The following is a 26119-nucleotide window of genomic DNA, read 5'->3' as shown; positions in this document are numbered from 1 at the left end:
AGACACATCATAGCATCAGAGACCCCTTTGTGGTTTTCTTAGTGTGGACCGTCCGACTTATCTCTTATGCTTCAATACCGAACAACCGGCATGCATTGGCAGTCGTTTGTTCCGCCAATGCCTCCAGCGTCATGCCCCTCAGCTCCGCGATGGTCTGCGCCACCAACCGCACATAGCCCGTTTCGTTCCGTTTTCCCCTATGGGGATGGGGAGCCAAATACGGGCAGTCCGTTTCGATCAACAAACGGTCGATGGGCACTTTTTGGGCTATTTCCTTGGGCAGCTTGGCATTCTTAAACGTGACCGGTCCGCCCAGACCGATGTAAAAATTCAGGTCCAGACAGTGCTGCGCAAATGCCCAATCACCACTGAAACAATGCATGACGCCGCCGACTTCCTCCGCTTTTTCTTCGCGCAAAATATGAAGGACGTCTTCATGAGCATCCCGATCATGAATAATGATCGGCAATCCAACCTTCCGCGCCAGCCGGATTTGTCGGCGAAATACCTCCTGCTGAATATCGCGGGGCGAATTATCCCAGTAATAGTCCAAGCCCATCTCGCCGAGCGCCACCACTTTGGGATGCTCTGTCAGTGATTCGATCCAGGTCAGATCGTCGTCGGTCATCTCCTTTGCATCATGGGGGTGCCATCCGATGGCGGCATAGATGAAATCATACCGCTCGGCCAACGCCAACGCGGTGCGAATCGTCTCACGGTTGTAGCCGATATTCACCACGCGGGAGACACCGTATTCTTCCCGTGCGCGACGAATCACTTCTTCCCTGTCATTATCAAATTGAGCGTCATTCAAGTGGGCATGGCTGTCAAACAACATGATAATATGCCTCCTGATCCGATCCTTGGCTGTTTTTTCGGGGTTTCAATGAACGGACAGCAAAGCGAAGCGTCGGAAGGGAAAGACAATGACCTCCGCACGACCAACGACGTCATTCATGTCGATCGCTCCGAGCTCCCGGCTGTCCTTGCTTTGATTGCGGTTGTCCCCCATTACAAAGAGGTGACCGGGGGGCACAGTCGTCGGCTCCAGATCCGAATCGGTCGGTTCGACGATATAGGGTTCCTTGAGTTGTCGTCCATTCCGGTATACATGTCCGTTGCGGATCGCGATGACGTCTCCCGGCAAGCCGATGACTCGTTTGATGAAATCCCTTTTTTCTTCTGTATGAAAAATCACGATATCTCCGTATGACGGCTTGGTGATACTGTAAATCCACTTGTTGACGATCAACAGTTCCCGGCCATGAAATGTGGGATACATGGACATTCCTTGTACCTCGTAAGGCTGAAAGAAAAACAACCGGATCACGATCGCCAGCAACAAAGCAGTCACGGCGGCCTTCCACCAGTCACCGGCGTTGCGCGCTTCTCTACTCATCTTGAACCCTTATCCCCCTCTCTGTAATTACAATACTGGATGTCCTTCCAATTTTCCACCCATATTTACAGTAAATGACGTCTAAAAGCCCACGGCGCCCATCGGGAGGGCCCGTGGGTATTTCCATCGTAGGTTGAAAGGGGGACATTACGCGACAGGTTATACAATCGGATGAATGAGTGGTGCTCATCCCACTAGAGCGTATCTGACCAAATTCGTCCGCATCGCTTTCCCGGAGCTTATTTCACTTTCTTCCCGTAAGGAAGCAACCGGAAGCACACGATGCAGAAAAGTACGCTCCGCTTAGAGGAAAGTGCCAGCCAATGGACCCTTTTTGCGAAACACGATCAAATGACCAGACACGACTGCGTAGTGGGTTTGCTACATCATGGTATATGGTTCAAGTGGCGAACCAATCTCTCCCACTGAACCGATCGCCACCCGGTCTCGGCTCTTCATATACTCTCAGAGTCCACCGGTAACCGATTCGCTTCCGGGTGACTGCTTTTTCCTCACTCGCTCCCGTTCACGTCCCAACAGTCGCTTAACCGGGAAACAGGTCACCCGAAAAAGTCCAGGGCCAATCACCCCATCCTGAAGTTACTTCACCCGTGTACCGTTGGGGATGTCACCCGATACCGTGGACAGAACCAACCGGTCCCCGTCCTTGGCAGCGAGTACCATGCCTTCGGAGAGGACACCCCGCAATTTGGCCGGTTTCAGGTTGGCTACCATGATTACTTTTTGCCCGGTGAGTTCCTCCGGCTGATAGTATTGTGCGATCCCGGCGACCACCTGACGTTGTTCATTTCCCAAATCCAACCGCAATTTCAGCAGGCGGTCCGCTCCTTCAATCCGCTCGGCTGCCACGATTTCCGCCACACGCAGATCCACTTTGGCGAAATCGTCGATACTGATGAGATTGTTCTCTTTAACCGACGCTTCGTCTTTCTCTTTTTTCTTGGTTTCGGCTTCGCCGCTCATTTTTGTACCCCCGATCATCGCATTGATTGCCTCCACTTCCTGTTTCACATCCAAGCGCGGGAACAACGGCTTTCCTTTTTTCACCCTGAGGCCTTGCGGCAGGGTTCCGAACCGGTGGGCGCTTTCCCACTCCGTCTGATCCCCCGCGGAAATGCCCAAGTGCTCCCACATTTTTCGCGGAACTTGCGTCATGAACGGTTGCACCAGTACGCTGACAATGCGTAATACCTCCAGCAGATGATACAGCACCGAGCCCAACGTGTCCTTTTTGGCAGGATCTTTGGCCAATTCCCAGGGTTGAGTGTTCTCGATGTACTTGTTGCCCGCGCGCACCAGATCCCAAATGGCCGTCAGTGCGATGGAAAACTGCATGCTTTCCATCGCCTTCTCCACTCGGTTGACGGTTTCTTCGGCCAACCGAACCAGAGCCGCGTCATGTTCGGTGGCATTTTCCACATATACTGGTACGATACCGTCAAAGTATTTCTCTACCATGGTCAGCGTCCGGTGGAGCAAGTTGCCCAGATCGTTGGCCAAATCAGCGTTGATCCGCTCCACGAACCCTTCCGGCGTAAACACGCCATCCGACCCGAATGGGACCTCACGCAACAGGTAATAGCGGAGCGCATCCAGACTGTACCGTTCGATCAGCGGAATCGGGTCCACCACATTGCCCTTGGATTTGGACATTTTCTCGTTTTTGACGGTGAAGAAACCGTGGGCGACCACCTTTTTGGGCAACGGGAGATCGAGCGCCATCAGAATGATCGGCCAATAAATCGTGTGGAAACGGACGATGTCCTTGCCCACAATGTGTACGTCGGCGGGCCAATGCTTTTCAAACTGCTTTTGTTTCTCCGGATCGTCGGACAGATACCCGATGGCTGTGATATAGTTGGTCAGCGCGTCCAGCCAAACGTACATGACGTGCTTCGGATCACCCGGTACCGGAATCCCCCAATCAAATGTCGTCCGGGAGACGCACAGATCTTCCAGTCCCGGTTTGATGAAGTTCTGGATCATCTCATTCTTGCGGGATTCCGGCTGGATAAACTCCGGATTTTCCTCGTAGTATTGAAGCAGACGGTCCACATATTTGCTCATCCGGAAGAAGTAGCTTTTCTCCCGCACCTTGTCTACCGGTCGACCACAGTCCGGACATTTGCCGTCTTTGAGCTGGCGCTCGGTCCAGAACGATTCACAAGGGGTGCAGTACCAACCCTCGTACTCACCCAGGTAAATGTCCCCTTGATCCAGCAGACGCTGGAAGATCTTCTGCACGACCTTCTTGTGGCGTTCCTGCGTGGTCCGGATAAAATCATCATAAGAGATGTCCAGTTTCTCCCACAGCTCCTTGATCCCGGCCACGATCTCATCGACGAATTCCTGCGGCGATTTCCCGGCTTCCTTGGCACGGCGCTGGATTTTCTGACCATGCTCGTCCGTTCCGGTCAGGTACATGACATCATAGCCGCGAAGCCGCTTGTAACGGGCCATCGCGTCCCCCGCCACAGTGGTGTACGCATGCCCGATGTGCAGCTTGTCGTTGGGATAATAAATCGGTGTCGTAATGTAGAAGGAACGCTTCTCGCTCATGGTGATTCTCTCTCCTTTCACCCTCGGGCGTGTCTGGCAAATCGGACATACCCTGGTTGTTCTCAAAAAAGCAAAACCCCTCACCCTTCAGCATGGGGCGAGAGGTTGTTCTCACGCGGTACCACCCATTTTCAGCACGCCCTCGCGGCACGTGCCCTCGATCAGTGTTACACTGCGCCGTTAACGCCGGCCACGGCCGCCCCTACTCACCCAGAAGGGTTTCGTTGCGGCTTCTCCGGGGACATGTTCACCTCAGCGCCTATGCCGGCTTTCACCCATCCCGGCTCTCTGGTGATAGACGACAGTCGGTTACTCCTCCCCATCATGGAAGTTGGGGGTGTTCATCTGTTGCAAAAACCATGTCATTTTCTATTATATCAACCGCCCATCGGTGATTCAATGTATGGGAGGGCTTATCCGCATTGTTGACGAAACGGAGGGTATACAAACTCCGTCACACCCGATCCCGTCCCAGTTCCCCTTCTTTCCTTTGCTTGACGGGGCGGCGCATCTCCCGCCAAATCGCCGGAATCACCCGTCTCAGATATGTCCAACCCTTGATGAAGGATTCCCCCGTTTCCCGTACCTTGTAAGTGATCGGAACTTCCATCATCCGGTAACCTTGCCGCACAATGTTAAGGGTCATCACTTGAGCATAGTTGTAGTCATGGATGATCTCCATATCTCTCAACACATCCCGGCTGAACGCCCGGAACCCGGACTGTCCGTCGTAAATCCATCGACCAAGCAACAGCGACTGCAACAGGGTAAATACATAATTCCCCAAGCGCCGGTGCATACGCATCCCGCGGATCGTTCCCTTGAACCGTGAACCCATCACATAATCGGCATCCCCGTTCAGAATCGGTGCCACCACTTGCGGGATCTCGTCGGCGGGATATTCGTCGTCGGCGTCGATCATTACCGCCACGTCGGCACCCCGACGCCACGCTTCCTTCAATCCTTCGCGGACAGCAGCACCCAATCCCCGATTTTGCGGAAACGAGAGAACTTCGTCCGCTCCCGCTCCCTTGGCAGCTTCCACCGTTCCGTCCGTCGAACCGTCGTCAACAAGCAGCACCTTTACCTCCACATCCGGGCGAAAATGGCGGGGTACTTTCCGTATCACGGTTCCCACTGATTCTTCCTCATTCCACGCCGGGATCACTACATACAAGAGCACCGTCATATCCCTCCTTTCGTCCTGTTTCATTTATGATGCCATCGGGTGTGACTGATCCATACTTCCTACGTTATGACCAGACAAACCTTAGAACCGATCTGGTTCAAGAACCATCGCCCGTTGCCGATGCGGACACACATGCTTCCGGTTTCCACGCTTCCATCAAAACGGGCCCACGCGACCGGTCAGGATAGGGAGCCCCCAACGCATAGCAGATGGTCGGCGTGACCGAAGTCAGGTTGCGGAGTGCATCAACACGGTGTCCTTCACGAACCATCGGTCCGTGCAGGATGAACGGCACAAAACGTTCCCCCTCATCCAGATGGGCATGACCGCCGATTCCGTCGGATTGTCCGTGATCAGCGCACACGATAAACAGGGCGTCTTCCAGATAGCCTTTCTCTTTCAACCACTGGTAAAACGACTGAATATGCCGGTCGGCTTCTTCAATTTTTTCCCGGTACTCCTCATACAGCGGACCACGGCTGTGCCCCGTCTGGTCAGTGGCGATCAGCTGTACGGCCAAAAGATCGGGCTGTTTTTCCTCCATGATCTGACGAGCTCTGGCCATGATGTGCGCGTCAGCTTCATCGTTCTTCATCACCGCGGTTACCGTATCCACATCATCACCGAAAGCGTCCACCAGATGAGCGATCCCCAACAAGCGTCCCGTTTTTCCCGCTTCCCGCAGTTTGTCAAAAACACTCTCGCATCGGACGCCCAATTTCCACACCATGTTGCTCGTGATGCCGTGATCACGCGGATACGCCCCGGTAAACATCGTGGAAAAACAGACTACCGTCCGTGCGGGATAAATGGTCTCCATGCGCGTGTACTCCGTACCCGTCCGCTTCAGCCAGTCCAAAAACGGCGTATCCGCCTCTTCCAACCGGTCCTTGCGGCAACCGTCAATCACCACGAGAATGACGCGGCGAGCCGGCGGATGCTTCGGAAGCGGGGTAGATGTGAATTGCTCCGGTTCTTCGGGACGCCAGTCGAAAAATGCACGATGCACCCCGTATGCGTAAAGCGCAAACCCAGCGGTGAATCCCAACGGTCCAAACGCAGCCTGCCAATCCCCGGGTACCGATTGCGCAGCGGAGTGCAGGTACGCCAACAGCAACACGATTTTCGGGATTTGCTCCTGTGCGTTTCCGCTGGTGGAATCGCTGTTTTTCAACACCAGACGCCAGAACCGCTTGTAATTGTCCAGCGGGATTCCGATACGCAGATGATAGTAAATGGTTCCCCAAAAGATCACGGTAAAGAAAAAGTACCAACCCATTGCCCACAACTGCAATTCAAGGGAAAATCCGCCCAGCCAGCCGATATACATAACGGCCGGAGGCCAAAGATACCAGCGCAGATGAAGGGGGAAATCGTACCGGTATATCACAGCGAACAACGGCACCGCCAACAAGAGCGCCCATCCGATCGCCCCTGCGTCGAAAGTCCCCCACAGCGCTTGATACAATACAAATACCCCGACGACAAACACGGGGGTGAACGGCTTCCCCTCATTTAACACATTCCAGCAGCGGGCCGCGATCTTTTCGATGCGGGATGCTTTTTTCACACGCGTTCCTCCTTTCGGAACCAGTCGACGAAACGGCGGATTCCCTCCTCAAACGAAACGGACGGCTCATACCCCAACTCCCGTTTTGCCCGGGAAATATCCGCCCATGTATGGGAGACGTCCCCGGTCTGCGCGCCCAACATGCGAATTTTTGGCACTACGCCCATCGTACGTCCCAGCGTTTCCACCATCTCCATCAACCGGATCGGGCGGCCCGAGCCGATATTGTACACCCGGTATGTTTCCTCTGACGGGGATGTAAGCGACCGGATCACCCCGTCCACCACATCGTCGATGTACGTGTAATCCCGGCACGAGTCCGGCTGATACACCGGCAAGGGTTCTCCCGCAGCCAGCAATGTGGCAAATCGGTGAATCGCCATGTCGGGCCGTTGGGACGGACCGTAGACGGTAAAAAAGCGGAGCGAGGTCACGGCCATCCCGTACAGCCGCTGAAAGGTGCGGGCAAACGCTTCGCCGGCCCATTTGGCAGCTGCATAAGGGGATTCGGGTGTTTCGCGTATGTCTTCTTCTTTCAAAGGACGAAACGGTTGCTCTCCGTACACGGAAGAAGAGGAGGCAAAAACAAACCGTCGAACGTTGACTCGAGCCGCCTCCTGCAGAACGGTGACCGTCCCCGTCACGTCCACATCGGCATAAAGGGCCGGGTTCTCCAATGACGGGCGGACACCGGGGATCGCCGCCAAATGAACGACAGCATCCCATGCCTGACGTTTCATGACGTCCTGCATCGCTTCCCGATCCCGAATGTCGGCGCGTACCCAGGAAAAACGCGGATCAGTCATCAGTCCCTCCAACCGTTTGCGTTTGATGGCCGGATCGTAGTACGCGTCCAGATTGTCCACCGCGCAAATCGCTTCCGTTTCATCTTGGGATAACAGCCGGGCACATAACGCGGCACCGATAAAACCGGCACCGCCCGTCACCAATACCTTCATTTTTGACACCCCGATCCATCAAAAAGGGCGGAAGCCGCTTCGCCTCCGCTCCGTTTCGTTTCTCATCCATGATAGGTTTCTGCTTTTTTCAATGCTGCACGGATCAGACCGGCTTGCCGTTCCGCCTGGGCCTTGTCTCCGGACTTCGCAGCGGCAAAAAATTGGGTTGCGGCCTGCATCACTTTCTCTTTTTCCGCTTGGCCGAGCGCTTTTTCCAGATCCAGCTCGATCGCTTTTATGAACAGGTTTCCTTCAAACGCATCCTCTGCCGCCTCATGGCGATCATTCCAGCTTTCACCCAACACTTTGTCCATATAGCCTTGTGCTTTGGCCGAGAATGCTTTTACAAACGCCTGACGGATCGCTTGGGGGTCTACTTTTTTCGGATCGGCATTGGGTGCCAATTGTGCTTCGATCTGTTTCACCTGTTCCGGGGCCTTTTCAGACAAGGATTTTTTGATCGCTTGGAAAAAGGCAAACCCCTCCAATTGTTCCGCCTTTACTTCCTCCGGTTCTTCCTTGATCGCTGTGACGACTTCTTCCGCATCGTGCAGCGTGGACAGATAGAACACACGGATCAAGGTCTTATCGATCGCCTGCTTTTGCAAAGCATAGCCCAGCTTGTCACCGGCATGCAACGCTTTTTTCGCTTCCGCGAACGCCGTATCGATCTCGCTCGCGGTGATGGTACCCATGTTGCCATCCCGCTTTTCCGCTGTCTCCTTGAGCACTCCCTCATACAGGGCTTTCGCTTGTTCCAGCAGTTGGGTGGCCTGATCGTGATGTGCCATCTGCGCAGGGATTTTTTCTTTCAAAATCGTTTTGATGCCTTCATAGGCACTGCGTTGTAGGGTTTTAAGGACGACTTCCTCCACTTCCTTGACTTTAGCCTGCCCCGATTGACCCGCGTTCAGATACGCGTCGATCAGCTGATCCGCTTCAGGAGAGCGGCCCTGGACGATCGAACGCAGCTTCCCTTCGTACACTTGGCGCACTTGAGGCCATTGGGGCTGTTCTTTTTCCAGCAGCTCCTCGATTTCATGATAGGCATTCACTTCTTTAGCCGCATCGATCTCTTTGTAAGCAGGGGATTCCGTTTTCGTTCCCGGATGCTGCTTGTCCGGTTGATTTTTCGCTTGATCCTGGTTCATTTGACAAGCGGTCAGCAACAACGCCGCCACCGTCACCAGCGCTATTTTTTTGATCATGATGCTCTTCCTCCTTGCACCCCGTCAACCGTTTCCTTGAAAAATCTTTTCACGTCAATTTCATACAGTCGAATGGTATGATAAACCGGATCGATCAGCGGGTGACTCTCAAAACGGGCCACTTCCCGCAGGTATGGGCGAAGCAACTCTTTGCGGGGACCAAATCCGTCCACGACCGCTCCGGTGATCAGCACGTGTTTTTCCCCGTGACGATAAGGTGTCAATGCCCCCGTAAAGACCGGCCAACTGTGCAAAAGGATTGTCTCATACCGCGAATCGCGTGCATACAACACCCGTTCCTCTTCCCACGTGATCAATACCACACGATCCGGATCATAATGGTTTTTGACGTAATCAGCCATCTCTACTACCGCCGGCTTGTCCTCGTGATGAATACGGACAAGAGATGCACCTTGGACTGTGTGCAAGGTGAGTATCAACGCCAGCAATCCGTATGCGGCCAATCTCCTGCGCTCGGCCAGCCGGCGGATTCCCCACATCGCCGCCAGAATCATGGCCGGGATCAGGGGCAGTATATGACGCCATTTCTCCACATTTTGCCCGAAAAACAACCACAATCCATAAGGGAACATCCACAAGGCTACCAACCGGACGCGATGATCACCCCATCGCCGCTCGAAGGTTACGGCAGCCAACAGTGCCGTCGCCACGGCCAGCCCGGTTACCCATTGCCAGGTGGGCGCCGTCGGATACCAGCCGCCCATGGCTGCGACCCAAATTTGCCTTCGGAAAAACTCAACCATCCGATCAGCCCATGACGGCGCCCCGGTGAAAGCGGTATCTCCCCATTGCGTGAAATGACCTTCGGTAAAGGCGGCACCCAGCCGAAAAAACCGCATCACGCTTCCTTCACTGTTGCTGACTGCCAGTATCCAGGCACCGGTCAAGCCAATCCCCAAACCAGCGGCCAAAATGAGGTAACGCACCCGTTCGGCGCTAAGCTGCCACTTACCCTTGACAACAAGCAAACGGATTGCCGGGTAAAGTAATACGGCAGCAAGGGGCCAATAGGAAAGTCGAACCCCCAACAGCACCGCCACCACAACTGCCCCGGAAACCAACACCCATCCATGCCGTTGGTCTCCGTCCGGCCAACGCAAGCTGAAACTGACCGTCCACCAGAGCAATAAAGCCGTCGCCAATCCCATCGCGTCCGACATCGGCTGTTCCGATGCCAGCCACGTCATCGGGTGAACAGCCAGCCAAACGCCCCCCCAAAACGCCCACTTCTCCGGTAAAAAACGGCGTGCCACCCCGTAGAAAAGACCGACACCGATCCCGCCTGAAACGGCACTGACCCAAGATAAGGAAAGATATTCATTCTCAATGAGGGGCAGAAAAAAATGCCCCGCCAAGATAAAAAACGGGTATCCCGGAAAATGGGGCTGCATCGCAAAGAGATCATAACGCCGCAGAGCCAGTGCAAAATCAACGGCATCCCAGCTTTCCGGCCATGCGGTTGTCCAAGACAGACGTACCAGCATGGCGGCCAACACCAGCCCCGCAGCCTTTATCCACGACCTCATGAATGCCGTTTCCGGCGTCCCAACCATGTAAACAGTGCAACAGCCCCCACGACCACGATGACGATTGCCGTTAACGGCCCCCATTTTTCAAGCGGAGATTCTTCCCCATCCTCCAGCGTTTCCTCAGAGGGACCTTTTCCGATATGCCCCTTTCCGCCGCTGGCCACTTTTTCACCGGTGGGGATATACTGCTTTTCCAATTCAGAGAGAATGATTTTTTTGGACGCCTCAAATTGTTTCCGATCGGCCGGCTTTTTGCCCACGCCGAACAATCCCGGATTGCCGAGCGCATTCAGCGCCTTTTGGAATTCCCCGTCCAGTTTGGTGGACAATGACGGATTGTCCTGTTTCAGATGCAAGGTGTTCAGCACTTTAAACGTCCCGTACGCTTTGGCCAGCAACACCTTGGCTTTGGAGTAGTCGTTGAAATCCTGCGACAGGTTGTCCAACCGGCGCTGGATATTGCGAACCAACGCCTGCCGCCAATAAAACAATGCCTGATCGGCTTTTTTTACTTGCAAGTTTTGTTCAATCGCCTTTGTCAGTTGCGGTCCGATCTCCGCGTGCTCGGCCATTTCAGCGCGCACTTGCTTGAACTCCCGTTCAGCAGTCGCAAAATCAGCCGGTTTCTTGTTCAAGGCGACGTATGCTTTTTGATACGCGTCCGCTACTGGATCCTCATCCGGTTTTCCGTACGAATAGGCCCATGCCGTGGAGGTTTGCATTCCCCAAATCACGAGCAGAGCCATTAACATAACCAACCACTTTCGCATTGTCTTTCCTCCCCAAGGAGTGTCCGATCTATCGGATTGTCCTGGGTAGCTCTCCCGCCTATCTCGGCTGCAGAACCACCCAAGACGTGTGTGATCAATATCACGCGCATCACTTACCCGGCTCGCTCCACTAGCGCCTGGGAAAATGATGCCGCCCCTTATGGAATTACCAGGTATGCCTAACCCCAGTTTGCCCTTCTCACGACAGCCGCAGACTGTCCATATTGCCGGGACGCTTCAGTTGAATCGGAAGCATGGCTCACATCCCCATTTTTGCGAACGGCAACCGTCTGTTCGGTACGAATTGTGGCTGACGGTGCAACGACACGGCGTTTGAACCGAACCCAGCTGAATACGACGGCAAAATAACCGAGATAGGCAAGAATTTGCTCGATCGACGGGCTGTGGCTGTAACCGAGCAGTGTTTTGAAGAAAATCCCGACATTGCCGCTGATCAACGGATGCGTGCCGTGCTCCCGGACATAATGAGCCTCATCCACCGGATGTTCCGGCATCAACCAATCGAGATTGTAAACGTGCGGCATCGCACTTTTCATCAGACCGATATCCTGCATCATGCCGATCGCCTGCACCAAAAGTCCGGCAGCGATCAATACGATCATCGCACCCGTCACACGGAAAAATGTCTGCAGAGAAAACCGCATCGCCCCACGGAAAAACAGGTAGGAAACCACACCGGCGACCGCCACGCCAAACAGCGCTCCCCAGCTCGTAATGGCTTTATCAATCTGGCCGCCCGAGATGCCGGCGAAGAAAAAGACGGTTTCCACGCCTTCGCGCACGACCACCAAAAACGCGTGAATGATCATGCCGATCACGCTACCGGTGGTAAGGATATCACTCAGCTTGCTCTCCAGGCGTCCCTTGATCCCTTTGCTCTGGTCCGCCATCCACAACACCATTTGTGTTAACAGGACGGACGAGATCAGCATAATGGTAATCTTCAGATAGATTTCGCTTCCCATCACTTGAAAACCGGTCAGTACCACTTGGAATAAGAGTGCAACGAAAAAACTGGCCACCACGGCGGCTCCTGCTCCCGTCCACACCCATTTGTTGAAGTGGCTCGCTCCGACCCGTTTCAGGTAGGAAGTGATCAATCCCACAATCAACAACGCTTCCAATACTTCGCGAAAAGTAATCAAGAACGCCTGTACGTCCAGAGACCCGGCCAATGTGTCCACTCCCCTCTGCCTGTTTCCGTGCGGTCATCTATGATAATGATAACAGTTATCAATTTCATCGTCGGTTTTATTATATGACGGGTAAAAACGAAGGTCAACCGAGCTGGAAAAGCTTGTACGAAAAACGGAGAAAAAAACACAGACCGTGATTTTCGGTCTGTGAGACTGTTGACAAAGGGTTGTGCCATCGCGATTTCAGGCGTGCCATTATCCCTCTCGCTCCTGAATCGCTGCGCTCAAAGGTCGCTCTGATCAATCCCGGCCGGCGTCTCTTTTTAACGCACAGCATCATAGCGCGTGACGAACGGGGACTCCTTTTTCGCAATACGCCCTTCAGCCGCCAACCGGTCCAGCTCTTGCTTCAACCGTGGCACGTCCCATGTCAGGCCGCATTCCCGGTTCACATGTGTGACCGCATCCAGCAGGTCGGTGTCAAACAGCGGTAACCGTGACAGCAACACGTTCAGCACATTTTCGTCCTGTTCCTGTCGGATCGACTGCAATTCTTCAAACGGATTGGTGACATGCGGACTCCGGGTATAGGCCGCCCGCACCCGCATGAACACGGTACGGCCGAATACAGCGGAGGAAACGAACGTATCGCCGGAGCGCAAGTACGGCAACCGCTTCCCCTCCTCCGGTGTCAAGTCGGTCTCTTCCCGCAACGTGGCGATGTCGGTGCCACGCACGGTACGGAAGACAAACTTGGTGTTCAACTGAGCCGTGATCGTCTCATCCAAGAGGGTGGGACGTTGGGTGGCAAACACGAGGAAAACGCCGTATTTCCGACCTTCCTGGGCGATCTCCTTTAAAATCGCCTTGGCCGGTGAGTCCACCCCTTTGGGGGCGAAATTGTGTGCTTCGTCCGTTACGATGAGAAACGGCGGAAAAAACCGACCGTTCTCCCCGTTCATCCGGGCATCTTTGTACTCCCGCCTTTTACGGTACAACGCGCCGATCACATAGGTGGCAAACACCTGCAACAACCAGGCCGAACCCTGTACCACCACCAACCTTCCCTGTTCCAACGCCCGCTCGATCGGCCGGATGTCCTGCTGGAACAATCCCGCCTTTTCCAGCCGGTTAAGCCGCCATTGAACCCCTTTGAGCGACGCGAGCGGCAAGCTGTTGTATTGTTGATACAATGTCAGCAAATCCTTGAGCTTCTCCGCCTCTACCGGATCGATGTCTCCGCCGTGCAACCGACGCTCCAGCCCCTGTTTGCCTTCTTCCAAAGCCTGAGCCACATTGTTCAACCGGTCGCTGAACGTGCGGAACGAATCCTTTTTCTTGTGCAACATCTGCACCACATTCACCATCGATTCCGTCACACTTCCGCCGGCGGCACCGAGCAATCCCTGCAAATCCCGGGTGGACAATGAGGAAAAATCAATCCCCACATGCTGTCCGATCTGTACGGCCACCCAGCGATTAGTGAAATCCGGAGCATATTTTGCCAACTCCGGCACCGTCTCACTGAAATCCATCTCAAAGTGCGGATCGAACACCACAGTGGGAATTCCCAGTTTCATCAGCTCTTCCAGCATCACCCGCAAACCGAACGATTTCCCGGAACCCGACCCGCCGAAAATCCCGATATGCGGATACTGCTGCATCGCACGGATGTCGAATAAAAAAGGGACGCCCGCCTGCGGTCGCATGACCCCATCTTCAACGATGTGTACCTGATCCCTCAGATCCTCATCCAACGTATCCGCCAACGCTTCCGTTCCGCGGATCTCCCCCAAGACCATCCCTTCTGTCGGCGTTGTCTTCACCAACAAGCCGCGCACCTCGTCAAACCGGGGTTCCCGTACGGGACAACCGGTCCGAACCGGATGAGGTGCCTCAGAAAACAGACGTAATTTGGCCAGGTTCAACTCATCCGAACCGATATCATAACCGATCTGTTCCAACGAACGGATGACCTGTGTGTCTACCAGCGAACGATCGAGACCCATCGGTATCAGACGGTTGTAAGAAAGGGTTTCCACCACTTCCCCGCGCGGGTAGTTCAGCGCCGGATCTTCGATCACCAGAATCTCGTTGATGCGAAATTTACGTTCCCTCGATACCACGTACACTTCCTGCTGTGTCGTTACGCCGACCACTTGCATGGCCATTCCTCCCCTCCTGGAGATGATCCGTCACAACACGCGTTCGCTGCGTTTGGGCAAAAACAATCGATGGCGCAAATCAGGATCGATATACTCCTCCACCATCGCCTCCACCAACCGGTCCGTCACCCGCACCTCGGCATCGACGATATCGAGCCACAACGGGATTCCCCTCCCCTGCTCCGGGGTCAACGTACGGACCAGCCGAACCAGATCCCATTTGTGCGCTGCTTGCGACAACAGCCCGTCGATCCCGATCGGTTGCGGACTCCGGGACGAACGGAGGATCACTTTCCACAACCCGCTGCCCGCAGGACTCCAACCCGCCCATTCAAATGCCTCTCCGGGTTTCAGCGTCCCATAAAACACCTCACGATCCGTCCATGCGGGATAATCGGGGAACACCTCACGTGCCAAACTCTTGGTGCCAATTTCTTCTGAAACCCCCACCAACAACACGTCCGCAGATTCCGCAAGTCGAGCCAACCGGGTCCATTCTTCTGCGTCATCGATCAAAAAATGAAGCAGAGAACCGTCCATCATCACGACCCTGGGCTGCCAGTTCTCCACGGCATATATCGCAGCCTGCATCTCCAGCCTAGACAGAAGTGCTCCCCGGTGGCGCGCTTCCCGCGCAGCATCCGCTTCGTCTTCACCGTTCGTCAAGAGCGGTGTATAGACGTCCCCCGCCCAGTATTCCTCTCCTTTGGTTCCCTTGGCCAATGCCTGAAACACCGACAATGTCCGGGGATGACTGCCCGGCGTGGAGTTGACGGAACCGTCCACACCCACCAGTGTACGATCCCCCAACCACCGGACGAATTCCGTATCTTCCAGCCTGGAGACGGAGACAAAATCCCCCACGTTTTGCAAACGGCGTCGAATGGCTGTGTACTCAAACGCTTCACTCGGATAGGCCTTGCGCAGTTCCCGGTTGGTTTCCTGCAGTTTACGTTTCAACACGTCCGATACGGGGAGCATGTCCGTTCCTCCTTTGCGTTCCCCAGCCTGTATTTTCAGTCTACCGGAAAACCGCAACTCCTTCATCTACTAATCTGCCGTTTTAATAACTTGCAAGGATGTCTGTGATCATAGCGAATAAATCCCTCTCCCTAACATATTAATTTTTTTGTAAAACTACCAAATTGTCTTGTTGACTGTTATGGGAATCGCTGGTATGATGAAGTTGACGCCGTTCCTGTCGAAATTTGGCGTTACAGAAAAGACCAAGACCAAAGACCAAAGAGAGAGGAGAATTGGACATGCTCAAATCTACGGGTATCGTACGCAAGGTGGACGAGCTGGGACGTGTGGTGATTCCGATCGAACTTCGTCGAACCCTGGGAATCGGCGAAAAAGACGCTTTGGAAATTTACGTGGACGGAGAGCGCATCGTACTCAAAAAATATGAACCGGCCTGCATCTTTACTGGTGAAGTGGACAACACCGTTCGTTACAGAAACAAAGTGGTCAGTAAGAAATGCATCGAAGAAATGTACCAACTGTTGCAAAAAGAGAGAGAAGGTGTTACTGCTGAATAATTTGGCCTAAACACCCTGAATAAGGTCGGTTCCGGATACATAGAAAAAATGAAAAGGGACCGGAAAAATTTTTCCTTCCATGGCTTTTCGCGCTCGTTAAAGTCAATCCATTCTTTAAAAAATGGATCGTTTTTCAGCGTGAATCGGATGGATTCACTTATTGACTTTTAAGTGGATATATTTTCTGCACAACGTATAAACTGAATATTCTTTACAACCTTATGTTTATTCCTACTACCAATGGCCTAGGTATTAGTTGCACTCATCATGAAAAGCGCCCCCGTTTGATACGGGGGCTTATTCTTCACCGCTTCGCCATTCGCCGATACGTATGACGTTTTCCCCTGAGCGCGATGGAGTAGGCCATAATGTTTTCCGGCGGTGCCATGCCCGAAAAGCCAGCATCGCCGATATGGTACAAGTCCGCTCCACATTCTTTGCCCGTAACCGCCAGCGTCTCCAACAGTGAAGGTGCTGCCCCTTCCTGCGATGTGCCGACGGTAAGCATCACCAGCATTCCCACTTCGTGTGCAGCATCAATCCAGCGGATCAGCTGCCGATAGTTCACTCCCGGAACCGTACCGGCATGCGGCAGCAACAAGACATCACATCCAACTTCGGCAATGCGGGCGATTTGTTCTTCAGACAGCCAATGGTCCGTACCCGTACCCGCCCCGTGCATTTTGCCGGCCATGAGAATGAGGTCTTCTCCTACAGCCGCACGTATCGTACGCAAGACGTCGATGATCGCCTCCATTGTCACCCCGGTTTCAGGATTCCCGGTCACCGTGACGAAATCGACTCCTTGTTCGCGGGCTTTGACCGCATTGTCCGCCGTGGCCAATCTTCCCGGCGATACTGTATGCCTGGTGGCAGGTTCCAAATTGATTCCCACCGGCCTGCCGGTTACCCGTTTCACTTGTTCCGCCGTTACTCCCCAGCCCAGGTGATGTTCCCATCCCTTCAATGGCTCAGGCAGATCCGGTATCGGGGTACGGGAGGGGAATCCTGTCACCATAGGCCTCTCCACATCATACAAGTTCAACAGCAACAGATCGGCACCGAAGGCAGCCGCCAATTCGGGGTTGCTGCAACCATCAACCAATGGTGGTACGGTTACCACCGTTTCAGCCACGACCGTTCTTCCCTCCGCTGCCCGGATGGACTCCAGCAGCTGACGACCGGAGTAACGGGTCAACTCTTCCTGTGTGGCGTCTAAAATCCGTTTCACCTGGGTCATCCTTCATCCTCGCGTTCCATCCATTTCAGAATCCGATCCTTCAACAGTTCGGATCGTGTGCCAAACACGGCTTGATAGTTCCCCTTACCTAACCTGACCACACCGGACGCACCCAACCGTTTCAGCGCCTCGGTATCCAGTTTTCCCTCATCTTTGACGGTCAACCGCAACCGCGTGATACAGGCATCCAGCTGCTCGATATTCTCCTTGCCGCCGAGCGCTCGCAACACGGCGAGTGCCTCCTCATCCTCATCATTTTTGCCAATGGCAACCGGCGATTCCCCGTCTTCCCCCTCTTCCAACCTGCCGGGCGTGGGCAGATCCCATTTTTCGATGGCAAACCGGAAAATCACATAATACAAAGCGGCATAAACCAATCCGATGGGAATGATCCAAAAGGCGTTATGTGCCAACGGATAGTTGATGACGTAGTCGATAAACCCGGCTGAGAAACCGAAGCCGTGCCGGATATCCAACAAATACAAGAGGGCCATCGAAGTCCCGGTCAATAAAGCGTGAATTCCGTATAATACCGGGGCCAAAAACATGAACATATACTCGATCGGCTCCGTAATTCCGGTCAAAAAGGCGGTCAACGCCACACTCAACAACACGCCGCGTACCGCGGCCCTCTTTGACGGCTTGGCGGCGTGGATCATAGCCAAGGCGGCAGCTGGCAAAGCAAACATCATAATAGGATAAAAACCGGCCATAAACGACCCCGCTGTCGGGTCACCTGCGAAAAAGCGCGTCAGGTCTCCCGTATAGGTGTGTCCACCTTTTGTAAACGTTCCGACAGTATACCACACCAACGTGTTCAGGATGTGGTGCAATCCAAAGGGGATCAACAACCGGTTAAGCAGACCGTAGACGAATAATCCGATCGAACCAACCCCGATCAACCAATCTCCTGCTGCTTGGATTCCCTTTTGCACTTCAGGCCACACAAACAAAAACACGACGCCGATTCCGATCATCACCACAGACGTCACAATGGGGACAAACCGTTTTCCTCCGAAAAACTGCAACCAGTCAGGCAAACGTATATCGTGGTATTTGCGATACAGATAAGCAGTGACCAAACCGGTGATAATGCCGCCCAGCACTCCCGTGTCCAACTTGGTGTCTTCCGTGTCGTGCACACCGACAACTGCTTTGAGTACCATATAACCTACCACTGCCGCCAGTGCAGCCGCACCGGCTCCGCCGGTCATGCCCACGGTTACACCGACAGCGAACAAGAGGGGAAGGTTGTCGAAAATGGCGCCCGCCCCTTTGCTTAACACTTCCCCGACTTGAAACCAGATACTCCCCTTGGCAACGAGATTCGGATCACTCAACAACGCGCCCAGCCTGAAGAGGATAGCTGCCGCCGGCATCACCGCAATCGGCAGCATGAACGCTTTTCCCACCTGCTGCAGTTTTCCCAAGATATTCACCTTTACCACCTCCAAGAGGTTGCTGGTACCAGCTTATGACGCTTGTTCGTCAAATAGGCACTGATGTGTAATGCGAGTCAAATCTTTCCCCCTCGCGATAACATGCTTTCCTTCCTTTCGATATTTCTCTTTTTTCAAATATTTTTCCTGTTTCTCCTCCGAATCAAGATATGTCACAACCATATGGATTTCTTAAAAAGAAAAAGGCTTAATGAGGCTTCTCCAGCGAAAGCCCGCCAAAAAAAGCCACCGGATCGATCCAGTTCCCAGATGATCCGATGGCGATGCTAAGAAAGGTGAAGGGCATTCGAGGAAGAACGCCGGCTGTTGCTCAATCAAGCGGAATGCCTTACCCAGGCACCGTTAAGAGGCCGATCATGATGCTATGGAGAGCGAGTGACCGGTGAGAAGCAAGCCCGCCAACGAGCCGATCGGAACGAACAAGAGCGAAGACAGATGATCATCGGGGTGAGGAGTCCCCTGTATGTCAAGGTCAAGCTGATGAACACCAAACCGATCGCCACGACGATGGAGGTACCCAAACTGATGAGCCCTTCCTGGATGTCTTTCTCGCCTCCGCCGACCTCTGCGCGGATTCCTCTCTTCGACCACGAGGATTTGCACCATCCTGGCTTTCCTCCATCATTCCTTGATGATGTGGTCATCTCTTTTAATCCTGCTCTCGGTGATACAGATTGTACACTTCCCGTTTGGGTAAACCACGATCTTGTGCTGTTCGCTGGATCGCCACTTTTTTGGTTTCCCCTTGTGCGAGATAATGTTTCACATGCTCTATGACAGTCAATGACTGCCACCAAGCGGTTTCCTCCGAATCGTCCATGGAAGGCGTCTCCCCTTCCCAACCGGCGATGACAACCGTATACTCCCCGCGTGGTGGGTGATCCTCCAGCCATTGAAGACACTCGCTCACCGTACCGCGTAACCACTCCTCATGTCGTTTCGTCAGTTCACGTGCCAAAGCCACACGCCTGTCACCCATCACTTCCAGTACCGTTTGCAACATGGCCTTCAGCCGGTGCGGGGCTTCGTAACAGACCAACGTGGCCTCCACCCTTCTCCATCGACGACAAACCTCTTCCCGTTCACGGGTGTTCCGGGGTAAAAAACCCAAAAAGAGGAACGGTTGGGGGGGCAGGCCAGATGCGACGAGAGCCGTTACTGCCGCATTGGGACCCGGAACGGGAATGACGGGGATGTCGCACGCAATCGCTGACCGGATCAATTCCTCCCCCGGATCGGAGATTCCGGGCATACCGGCATCGCTCACGAGAGCGACTGTTTCTCCTTGTTTCAGACGATCGATCAATTCCTTTTCCCGAGTGTGACGATTATGTTCATGGTAACTGATGAGCGGTTTTCGAATGCCGAATCGGTTCAGCAGTTTTTGCGTGTGGCGTGTGTCTTCGGCGGCGATGACATCGGCTGTTTCAAATGCGTTTTTGGCTCTCGGAGTCCAATCGTCCAAGTTGCCGATCGGTGTGCCCACGATGTACAATATACCGCCCGTGTGATCAAAACTCTTTTGCACCTGCAACTTACTCACACCTCCATTCCATACATGAGCCGTTCTTTTTGCCTACGGCTCATCCGTTTGATCTCCCTCTCCCGCTTGAGCGCCCATGACCGATCCGGCCCCGTTTCCACCCATCTGACGATAAACGGTCCCCTGCCGCGGGTATACTTGGCTCCTTCACCCGATTCATGCTGACGAAGGCGACGATTCAAATCGGTGGTGATCCCCGTGTAAAATGTGCCGTCCGCACATTCCAACACATATACCACATACGGTTTCGCGCTCATTTGCGCAACCTCCCTCACAAAAAAAACACCGGCTGTTCCGACGAGACTTCTCACAAAAGTCCCGCGGAAAGCCGTCCCTTACCTGAAGGTTCCGTATCCTCCCCCTGTCAAGACATCCTGATGTCCAACGCAAAACCTGCTCGTGGAAAATCGGGCACCTTGTCAACAACCTGACTTTGCGAATAACGGTCACTCATTTGTTCAAAAAGGACAGACAGAACAAACAATCTCCATCTGAGCGCAAACTACCGTAATGCACATTGCAGATGTGAAACCCTTCGTTGTAGAGGCGGGTTAGGTTGTCATACCCCTCTCCTCCCGCTTCCTCGGAACGTTTTCGCACATGTTTTCCTTCTTCCGTCCGGCTCAACTTCTTCAATTGTTCGCGTAAGTTCTGGTTTTCCATCACCAGACGCGTATTTTCTTCGATCAGCTGGACAATCTGTTCCTTGAGGCCTCCCAATTCGGTATAAAGATCGCCGATGCGTTCTTCGATTTGGGACACTTGGGTAAAAATCGCCTGTTTGTCCACGCCCCCCACCTCAATCACCCGATCTCTGTGGCATAACCATCCGCCGGTGGTTTCAATACCGCTACACCGAAGATTCTGTCATGACGATGATCGTAATGGCGTCTGTTTCTCATCTGACAACGGTGACTTCCTCCGCAGGATGTTCCACTTTGCGGCCGGATTCTGTCAATTCCACTTGGACTTTGCGTTCCAGCATGTTGAGAACGACTACTTTTCCTTCGCCTTCGGGGGTTTTTACCCGCGCCCCGATGTCGGGCATATTGCGTTTGGCCATTTCATAATGTTCATTTTCGAACTTGAGACAACACATCAACCTGCCACACAACCCGGATATCTTCGCCGGATTGAGTGACAGATTCTGATCCTTGGCCATTTTGATTGAAACGGGTTCAAAATCACCGAGAAAGGAAGAACAACACAAAATACGGCCGCAAGGTCCGATTCCACCCAACATTTTGGCTTCGTCACGGACCCCGATTTGACGCAATTCGATCCGCGTGCGAAAAACAGCGGCCAAATCGCGAACCAACTCACGAAAATCAACACGTCCGTCGGCCGTAAAATAAAAAATGATCTTGTTGCGGTCAAAGGTGTATTCCGCATCCACCAACTTCATTCCCAACCCGTGCTGGCGGATTTTCTCCGCACAAATGACCATCGCTTCCTTGGCCGATTCACGATTGGCCTTCATCACTTCAGCATCCCGATCGTCGGCGATGCGAATCACCTTTTTCAACGGCAATACCACTTCATCTTCCGACACAAACCGTTTTCCGACGACCACCTTGCCGTATTCGATCCCGCGAACGGTTTCCACGATGACGTGGTCACCGCGGCGGATCGGATGGTCGCCGGGATCAAAGTAGTATATCTTACCCGCTTGCCTGAAGCGGACTCCTACGACTGCCAACATGGACAGATCCCTCCTGCATGACCAGGACCATTTGATCCAACACCGCTTGGGGTTGCATGGGCCCAGCCAACTGCCGTCGGGCATGAAGAATGGACTCCATCGCATGTATCAGGTGAGAAATGGTCCATTGAGCGGCTTGACGCTCCCTGACGGCACTCCATTCGACAAAGACCGGCTCGCCTGCGCTCCCCAACTTGACACGGAGTAAATCCCGCAACCAGAGCAGCATCAGGTCAAGCATCGTTTCCAGCGTTTCTTTTGACGCTTCCCGATCCATCCACTCTGTTTGCAGGGTAACAAGCGCTGCCGACCTTGTCGATAACAGTTCCTCACTCCATTTTATCACCCGCTCACAAAGCTGGGCAAATCCATCCCCGGAAGCCAACTTTCGTGCCTGTCCCAAACCTTGGCTCAAATGACCGGCGATGCGGGCCAGTGTTGGGGAAATTCCTTCTTGCTCCAAAGATTGTGCGATGACATGGGGAGAGAGAGGAGTGAATCGGAGCAACTGGCAACGTGAGCGTATCGTCGGCAACAGTGCATGTACATTTTCCGCAATCAGAACAACGACCATACGCAGAGAGGGTTCCTCCAAAAACTTCAACAAACTGTTGGCCGCCTGCACCGTCAGTTTGTCCGCCTGCTCCAGTATGGCTACGCGTGTCGCCCCTTTTTCTGCACTGTATTGAAACGCCCGTTGCAACTGGCGAACCTGTTCGATTTTGATCGATTGGCCATCAGGCGTAATCATCGTTACATCGGGATGATTACCGTGATCGATCCGGCGGCAATTTCGGCATTCACCGCAAGCGTCGCCGGACAACCGCTCACAATGAAGTGCCTTGGCCAGCTCCAGCGCCATCTGTTTGCGTCCTGTGCCGGACGGTCCGACGAAGGCATAGGCATGCGCCAAACGGTCGGTGCGCAATCCGTTTTGCAGAAAGCGAGCCACATGCTCCTGTCCGACAACATCCCCAAACGCCATACGTCATCCCTCCGTCAGTATTGTTCAAACCGTTCCACCGGCAGGACGAATACCGTAGCGCCCCCCACCTGTACCTCAACCGGCGGCGACGGGTACGCATCGGCACTGTCGCCCATCGGTAACATCAGGCGTTTTCGGGATTGGCAATTATGTTGGATGATATTGAGCACCCGGTTCACGTGTTCATCATCCACACCGATGAGAAACGTCGTGTTGCCGGATTTTAAAAACCCACCGGTACTTGCCAATTTGGTCACCCGTAATTCTTCTTCGATGAGCGCCTGGGCAAGACGATGGCTGTCTTTGTCCTGCACGACGGCAATAATCAGCTTCACCGGTCAACCTCCTTCTCTTCAATACCCAAAAATGCCGCAAGATCAGCCCGGATCCGCTCAAACACCCGATCCTCCGAATCGGTGGCATCCACCACCACATATCGTTGAGGGTCGGCCGCCGCCAGCCGGAGAAAGCCTTCCCGTACTCGCTCATGGTATCCTTGCCCTTTTTGTTCGATCCGATCCGCAAGCTTTCCTCTTTTTTTCAAGCGCCTTTCGCTTTCATCCACAGGCAAATCCAGCAGATATGTCCGGTGGGGTCGAAGTCCACCCGTCGCAATGCGGTTGATCGCCTTCACTTCGTCCAGATCCCATTCCGGTGCATATCCTTGATACACCAAACTGGAGTCGACAAATCGATCGCACAGCACCACATCACCCCGTTTAAGCGCGGGCAAAATGCGCTCCTCCACCAATTGTGCCCGCGAGGCAGCATACAGCAGGATTTCCGTTCGTTGCGTCATTTCCCTCAAGGTAGGGTCCAGCAAAATCTGGCGAATCCGATCGCCGATCGGGGTTCCTCCCGGTTCTCGCAACAGTGTGCAGGGCAAGTTCATTGATCGCAAATAAGCGGCCAAACGTTGAACCTGTGTCGATTTTCCGCCGCCTTCCGGTCCTTCAAACGTAATCAACCAACCGTTCAACATCCGTTCCTCCATCATCTTTTCAGTTTGATTACCTATGACTACGTTCACTGTAACACGGATAGCGAAAAGGGGAAACGTCCGGAAAGCCCCCGAATTTTTCCACCCCGTTCCACCACTCGTTCCATATACGACACCTTTTCTTCTGTTACGGGCTCACCGGGCAACAACAACGGGATTCCCGGAGGATACGGCACCACCATTGCACCGGATATCCTCCCGGCTGCAGAGCGGAGCGGCACATTGGTTTTCTTGGCCGCCATCAACTCATGAAGCGGTCGATCGGCCAGCGTCCACGCACGCAAATCCGGGACGGACCAAGGACTCTCTTCGGCCATATCGGGAATTTCCCGGTCCAGTCGCCGCAAGGTCTCCCACAGCAACGCCCAATCACTTTCCCTCGTCCCTATGGAAAAGACGAACAGGACGGATTGATGATCAGCAAGTTCTGCATAGATCCCGTGCTGCTCCAACCACTCCAACATTCGATAGCCCGATATCCGTTTTTTGGCCTGAATCGCCAGCTTCAGCGGATCTTGACTCTTAGCGGACAACGGTTCCAGATGAGCCAGCTTGGACACCCGCCCCCGCAGGCGAAGAGCAGCCCCGATGACACGTGAAAGTTCCTCCCTGCCACGGGTCATCATGTAGCGCCTGGCCAGATCCAGCGAAGCCATCAATGGATAGGACGGACTGCTGGATTGGATGACACGCAGCCATGAGACGAGATCCTCCGGATCAATGGCGTCACCTTTCACATGCAACATCGACGACATGGTCATCGCCGGTAACATTTTGTGAGTTGACTGCACCGCCACATCGGCACCAGCCTGCATGGCCGACAATGGCAGTTGATCAGAAAAAGGCAAATGCGCTCCGTGGGCTTCGTCCACCACCAACGGCACACCGTATTGATGGCAGATCGCCGCGATGGTTTTTACGGGTTGTACTACGCCAAAATAAGAAGGGCTGGTGATCACCACCCCTTTGATCCCTGGGAAACGGTGAAGCACTTCTTCTAACTGCCCAACATCGATTCCACAGTCCAATCCGGTGACCGGATCGAGACAGGAGCCGAGATACACTGGTTGAACACCTGCCAAACGACAGGCGTGAAACACGGATTGATGCGAATGACGCTGAACAGCAAGCATATCTCCATGTCGGCAGATGCTCAGAATCGTCGCCAAAATACCCGCTGTGGTGCCCCCTACCAAAAAAAACGTCCGATCCGCACCGAAAGCGTCAGCCGCCAACGACTGTGCCTCAGCAATCACACCTTGGGCGTCGTGCAGATCATCCAAGGCCCCCACCTCTGTCAGGTCGATCTCCAAAATGGAACGAAAATGCCGGAGGCCCTCCTCATCAAATGCACGACCTTGTTTGTGACCCGGGACATGATAATTCCCACGGGAATGTGAACAATGAGAGCAGAGCGCTTCATACAGTGGCGCCCGAAAATGGTCGAGCAAATTCTCCCCTCCCTCATACACAAAGAAACAGGGACACGAAGAGGTCCCCGTTTCCATTTGTTTTATGTTGTCTTATGCCTGCTCTTTCAGCCAAATTTTCCGCATCTGAACGACGAAAAACGGATACTTTTCGTGTTCGACGGGTGTGCGGATCATCTCACGCTCACAACGCCCGCAAATGAATTCTTCCATTACCGTAATCCCGTCCCAATGACGCTGATCACACACGATACAACGAAAGGGCATCACACGTTCCTGCAATCTGCCGACCCACCTTTTCGTCTTTGTCGTTTTACCCATTATCACCAGGGCGCTGGTGGATCATACCTTCTCTTTGCAAGACACAACCACACTTCGCTTCTATTTTATTTTATGCTGAAACCCATTCCATGTCACTCTCTGTTAAGCGCACAATTCAATCAAACAAAAAAGCAGCCCACCATGTGGTGAGCTGCTTTGTTTCGACCTGCCTGGCAGCGTCCTACTCTCCCAGGGGCTCCCGCCCCAAGTACCATCGGCGCTGGAGGGCTTAACTTCCGTGTTCGGAATGGGAACGGGTGGTTCCCCTCCGCTATCACCACCAGACAGGATATGGTGTTTGGTTACACCTTCAAAATTGGTTACGGGATTGTCTGCATTCACTCTGCGAG

Annotated in this window: 25 protein-coding genes and 1 rRNA gene; 1 reads left to right on the top strand and 25 read right to left on the bottom strand. The window is 53.7% G+C overall.

Annotation, left to right across the window (positions count from 1 at the left end; translation table 11 throughout):
* Positions 1–64: 64 nt before the first annotated feature.
* From KI215_RS00315 to KI215_RS00260, 12 genes are all read right to left on the bottom strand, one after another.
* On the bottom strand, positions 65–838 hold the full coding sequence (locus tag KI215_RS00315) for a TatD family hydrolase (RefSeq protein ID WP_212773680.1): 774 nt from the start codon (positions 836–838) through the stop codon (positions 65–67).
* A gap of 45 nt (positions 839–883) precedes the next feature.
* Positions 884–1399, bottom strand: a complete 516-nt coding sequence (gene lepB / locus KI215_RS00310) for a signal peptidase I (RefSeq protein ID WP_212773679.1) — start codon at positions 1397–1399, stop codon at positions 884–886.
* A 600-nt stretch (positions 1400–1999) separates the two neighbouring features.
* Complete coding sequence (gene metG / locus KI215_RS00305) at positions 2000–3979, bottom strand: methionine--tRNA ligase (RefSeq protein ID WP_212773678.1); 1980 nt, start codon at positions 3977–3979, stop codon at positions 2000–2002.
* Positions 3980–4433: 454 nt separating this feature from the next.
* Positions 4434–5162, bottom strand: a complete 729-nt coding sequence (locus tag KI215_RS00300; RefSeq protein WP_246512149.1) for a glycosyltransferase family 2 protein — start codon at positions 5160–5162, stop codon at positions 4434–4436.
* Between the two features lie 103 nt (positions 5163–5265).
* Positions 5266–6738 (bottom strand): alkaline phosphatase family protein, encoded by a 1473-nt coding sequence (locus tag KI215_RS00295; protein ID WP_212773676.1) that lies wholly within the window; start codon positions 6736–6738, stop codon positions 5266–5268.
* Positions 6735–7697 carry a GDP-mannose 4,6-dehydratase gene (locus KI215_RS00290; RefSeq protein WP_212773675.1) on the bottom strand — a complete coding sequence of 321 codons (963 nt, stop codon included), beginning with the start codon at positions 7695–7697 and terminating at the stop codon, positions 6735–6737. Before KI215_RS00290 ends, KI215_RS00295 begins: the two co-directional genes overlap by 4 nt.
* A gap of 62 nt (positions 7698–7759) precedes the next feature.
* Positions 7760–8905: a hypothetical protein gene (locus KI215_RS00285; RefSeq protein ID WP_212773674.1), complete on the bottom strand. Its 1146-nt coding sequence runs from the start codon at positions 8903–8905 to the stop codon at positions 7760–7762.
* Positions 8902–10452 carry a glycosyltransferase family 39 protein gene (locus KI215_RS00280; protein ID WP_212773673.1) on the bottom strand — a complete coding sequence of 517 codons (1551 nt, stop codon included), beginning with the start codon at positions 10450–10452 and terminating at the stop codon, positions 8902–8904. Before KI215_RS00280 ends, KI215_RS00285 begins: the two co-directional genes overlap by 4 nt.
* Positions 10449–11225 (bottom strand): hypothetical protein, encoded by a 777-nt coding sequence (locus KI215_RS00275; RefSeq protein ID WP_212773672.1) that lies wholly within the window; start codon positions 11223–11225, stop codon positions 10449–10451. The genes KI215_RS00280 and KI215_RS00275 overlap by 4 nt, the downstream gene beginning before the upstream one ends.
* A gap of 179 nt (positions 11226–11404) precedes the next feature.
* The gene (locus KI215_RS00270; RefSeq protein WP_212774995.1) at positions 11405–12409 is read right to left on the bottom strand and encodes an FTR1 family iron permease; all 1005 of its coding nucleotides are present in this window, start codon (positions 12407–12409) and stop codon (positions 11405–11407) included.
* 296 nt (positions 12410–12705) lie between these two features.
* Complete coding sequence (locus tag KI215_RS00265; RefSeq protein ID WP_338048314.1) at positions 12706–14553, bottom strand: ATP-binding protein; 1848 nt, start codon at positions 14551–14553, stop codon at positions 12706–12708.
* A gap of 24 nt (positions 14554–14577) precedes the next feature.
* Positions 14578–15528 carry a DNA double-strand break repair nuclease NurA gene (locus KI215_RS00260; protein WP_212773671.1) on the bottom strand — a complete coding sequence of 317 codons (951 nt, stop codon included), beginning with the start codon at positions 15526–15528 and terminating at the stop codon, positions 14578–14580.
* A gap of 281 nt (positions 15529–15809) precedes the next feature.
* Here KI215_RS00260 and KI215_RS00255 point away from each other — a divergent pair, with 281 nt between their 5' ends.
* Complete coding sequence (locus tag KI215_RS00255; protein ID WP_205496835.1) at positions 15810–16088, top strand: AbrB/MazE/SpoVT family DNA-binding domain-containing protein; 279 nt, start codon at positions 15810–15812, stop codon at positions 16086–16088.
* Between the two features lie 304 nt (positions 16089–16392).
* Here KI215_RS00255 and KI215_RS00250 read toward each other — a convergent pair whose 3' ends face one another.
* The 13 genes from KI215_RS00250 to rrf form a co-directional block, all read right to left on the bottom strand.
* The gene (locus KI215_RS00250) at positions 16393–17319 is read right to left on the bottom strand and encodes a DUF7916 family protein (RefSeq protein ID WP_212773670.1); all 927 of its coding nucleotides are present in this window, start codon (positions 17317–17319) and stop codon (positions 16393–16395) included.
* Positions 17320–17324: 5 nt separating this feature from the next.
* The gene (locus KI215_RS00245) at positions 17325–18761 is read right to left on the bottom strand and encodes a PTS transporter subunit EIIC (RefSeq protein ID WP_212774993.1); all 1437 of its coding nucleotides are present in this window, start codon (positions 18759–18761) and stop codon (positions 17325–17327) included.
* Between the two features lie 389 nt (positions 18762–19150).
* The gene (locus tag KI215_RS00240) at positions 19151–19432 is read right to left on the bottom strand and encodes a hypothetical protein (protein WP_212773669.1); all 282 of its coding nucleotides are present in this window, start codon (positions 19430–19432) and stop codon (positions 19151–19153) included.
* Between the two features lie 5 nt (positions 19433–19437).
* Positions 19438–20322 carry a 16S rRNA (cytidine(1402)-2'-O)-methyltransferase gene (gene rsmI / locus KI215_RS00235; RefSeq protein WP_212773668.1) on the bottom strand — a complete coding sequence of 295 codons (885 nt, stop codon included), beginning with the start codon at positions 20320–20322 and terminating at the stop codon, positions 19438–19440.
* Positions 20323–20327: 5 nt separating this feature from the next.
* Positions 20328–20588: a GIY-YIG nuclease family protein gene (locus KI215_RS00230; protein ID WP_212773667.1), complete on the bottom strand. Its 261-nt coding sequence runs from the start codon at positions 20586–20588 to the stop codon at positions 20328–20330.
* A gap of 193 nt (positions 20589–20781) precedes the next feature.
* Positions 20782–21120, bottom strand: coding sequence for a DNA replication initiation control protein YabA (yabA, locus tag KI215_RS00225; RefSeq protein ID WP_212773666.1), 339 nt, complete (start codon positions 21118–21120; stop codon positions 20782–20784).
* Between the two features lie 109 nt (positions 21121–21229).
* Entirely contained in the window at positions 21230–22033 is an 804-nt protein-coding gene (locus tag KI215_RS00220; RefSeq protein WP_212773665.1) for a PSP1 domain-containing protein, read from the bottom strand.
* The gene (holB, locus tag KI215_RS00215) at positions 21993–23018 is read right to left on the bottom strand and encodes a DNA polymerase III subunit delta' (protein WP_212773664.1); all 1026 of its coding nucleotides are present in this window, start codon (positions 23016–23018) and stop codon (positions 21993–21995) included. The genes KI215_RS00220 and holB overlap by 41 nt, the downstream gene beginning before the upstream one ends.
* A 14-nt stretch (positions 23019–23032) precedes the next feature.
* Entirely contained in the window at positions 23033–23353 is a 321-nt protein-coding gene (locus KI215_RS00210) for a cyclic-di-AMP receptor (RefSeq protein WP_212773663.1), read from the bottom strand.
* A complete protein-coding gene (gene tmk / locus KI215_RS00205) occupies positions 23350–23997 on the bottom strand; it encodes a dTMP kinase (RefSeq protein WP_212773662.1) in 648 nt (215 codons plus the stop codon). The genes KI215_RS00210 and tmk overlap by 4 nt, the downstream gene beginning before the upstream one ends.
* A 47-nt stretch (positions 23998–24044) precedes the next feature.
* On the bottom strand, positions 24045–25469 hold the full coding sequence (locus KI215_RS00200; protein WP_212773661.1) for an aminotransferase class I/II-fold pyridoxal phosphate-dependent enzyme: 1425 nt from the start codon (positions 25467–25469) through the stop codon (positions 24045–24047).
* Between the two features lie 72 nt (positions 25470–25541).
* The gene (locus KI215_RS00195) at positions 25542–25730 is read right to left on the bottom strand and encodes a sigma factor G inhibitor Gin (protein ID WP_338048313.1); all 189 of its coding nucleotides are present in this window, start codon (positions 25728–25730) and stop codon (positions 25542–25544) included.
* A gap of 207 nt (positions 25731–25937) precedes the next feature.
* Positions 25938–26054: ribosomal RNA gene (gene rrf / locus KI215_RS00190) — 5S ribosomal RNA — on the bottom strand.
* Positions 26055–26119: the final 65 nt, after the last annotated feature.

The organism is Polycladomyces abyssicola (genome assembly GCF_018326425.1).
Lineage (GTDB): Bacteria > Bacillota > Bacilli > Thermoactinomycetales > JIR-001 > Polycladomyces > Polycladomyces abyssicola.
This window is presented reverse-complemented; position numbering and strand designations above follow the sequence as displayed.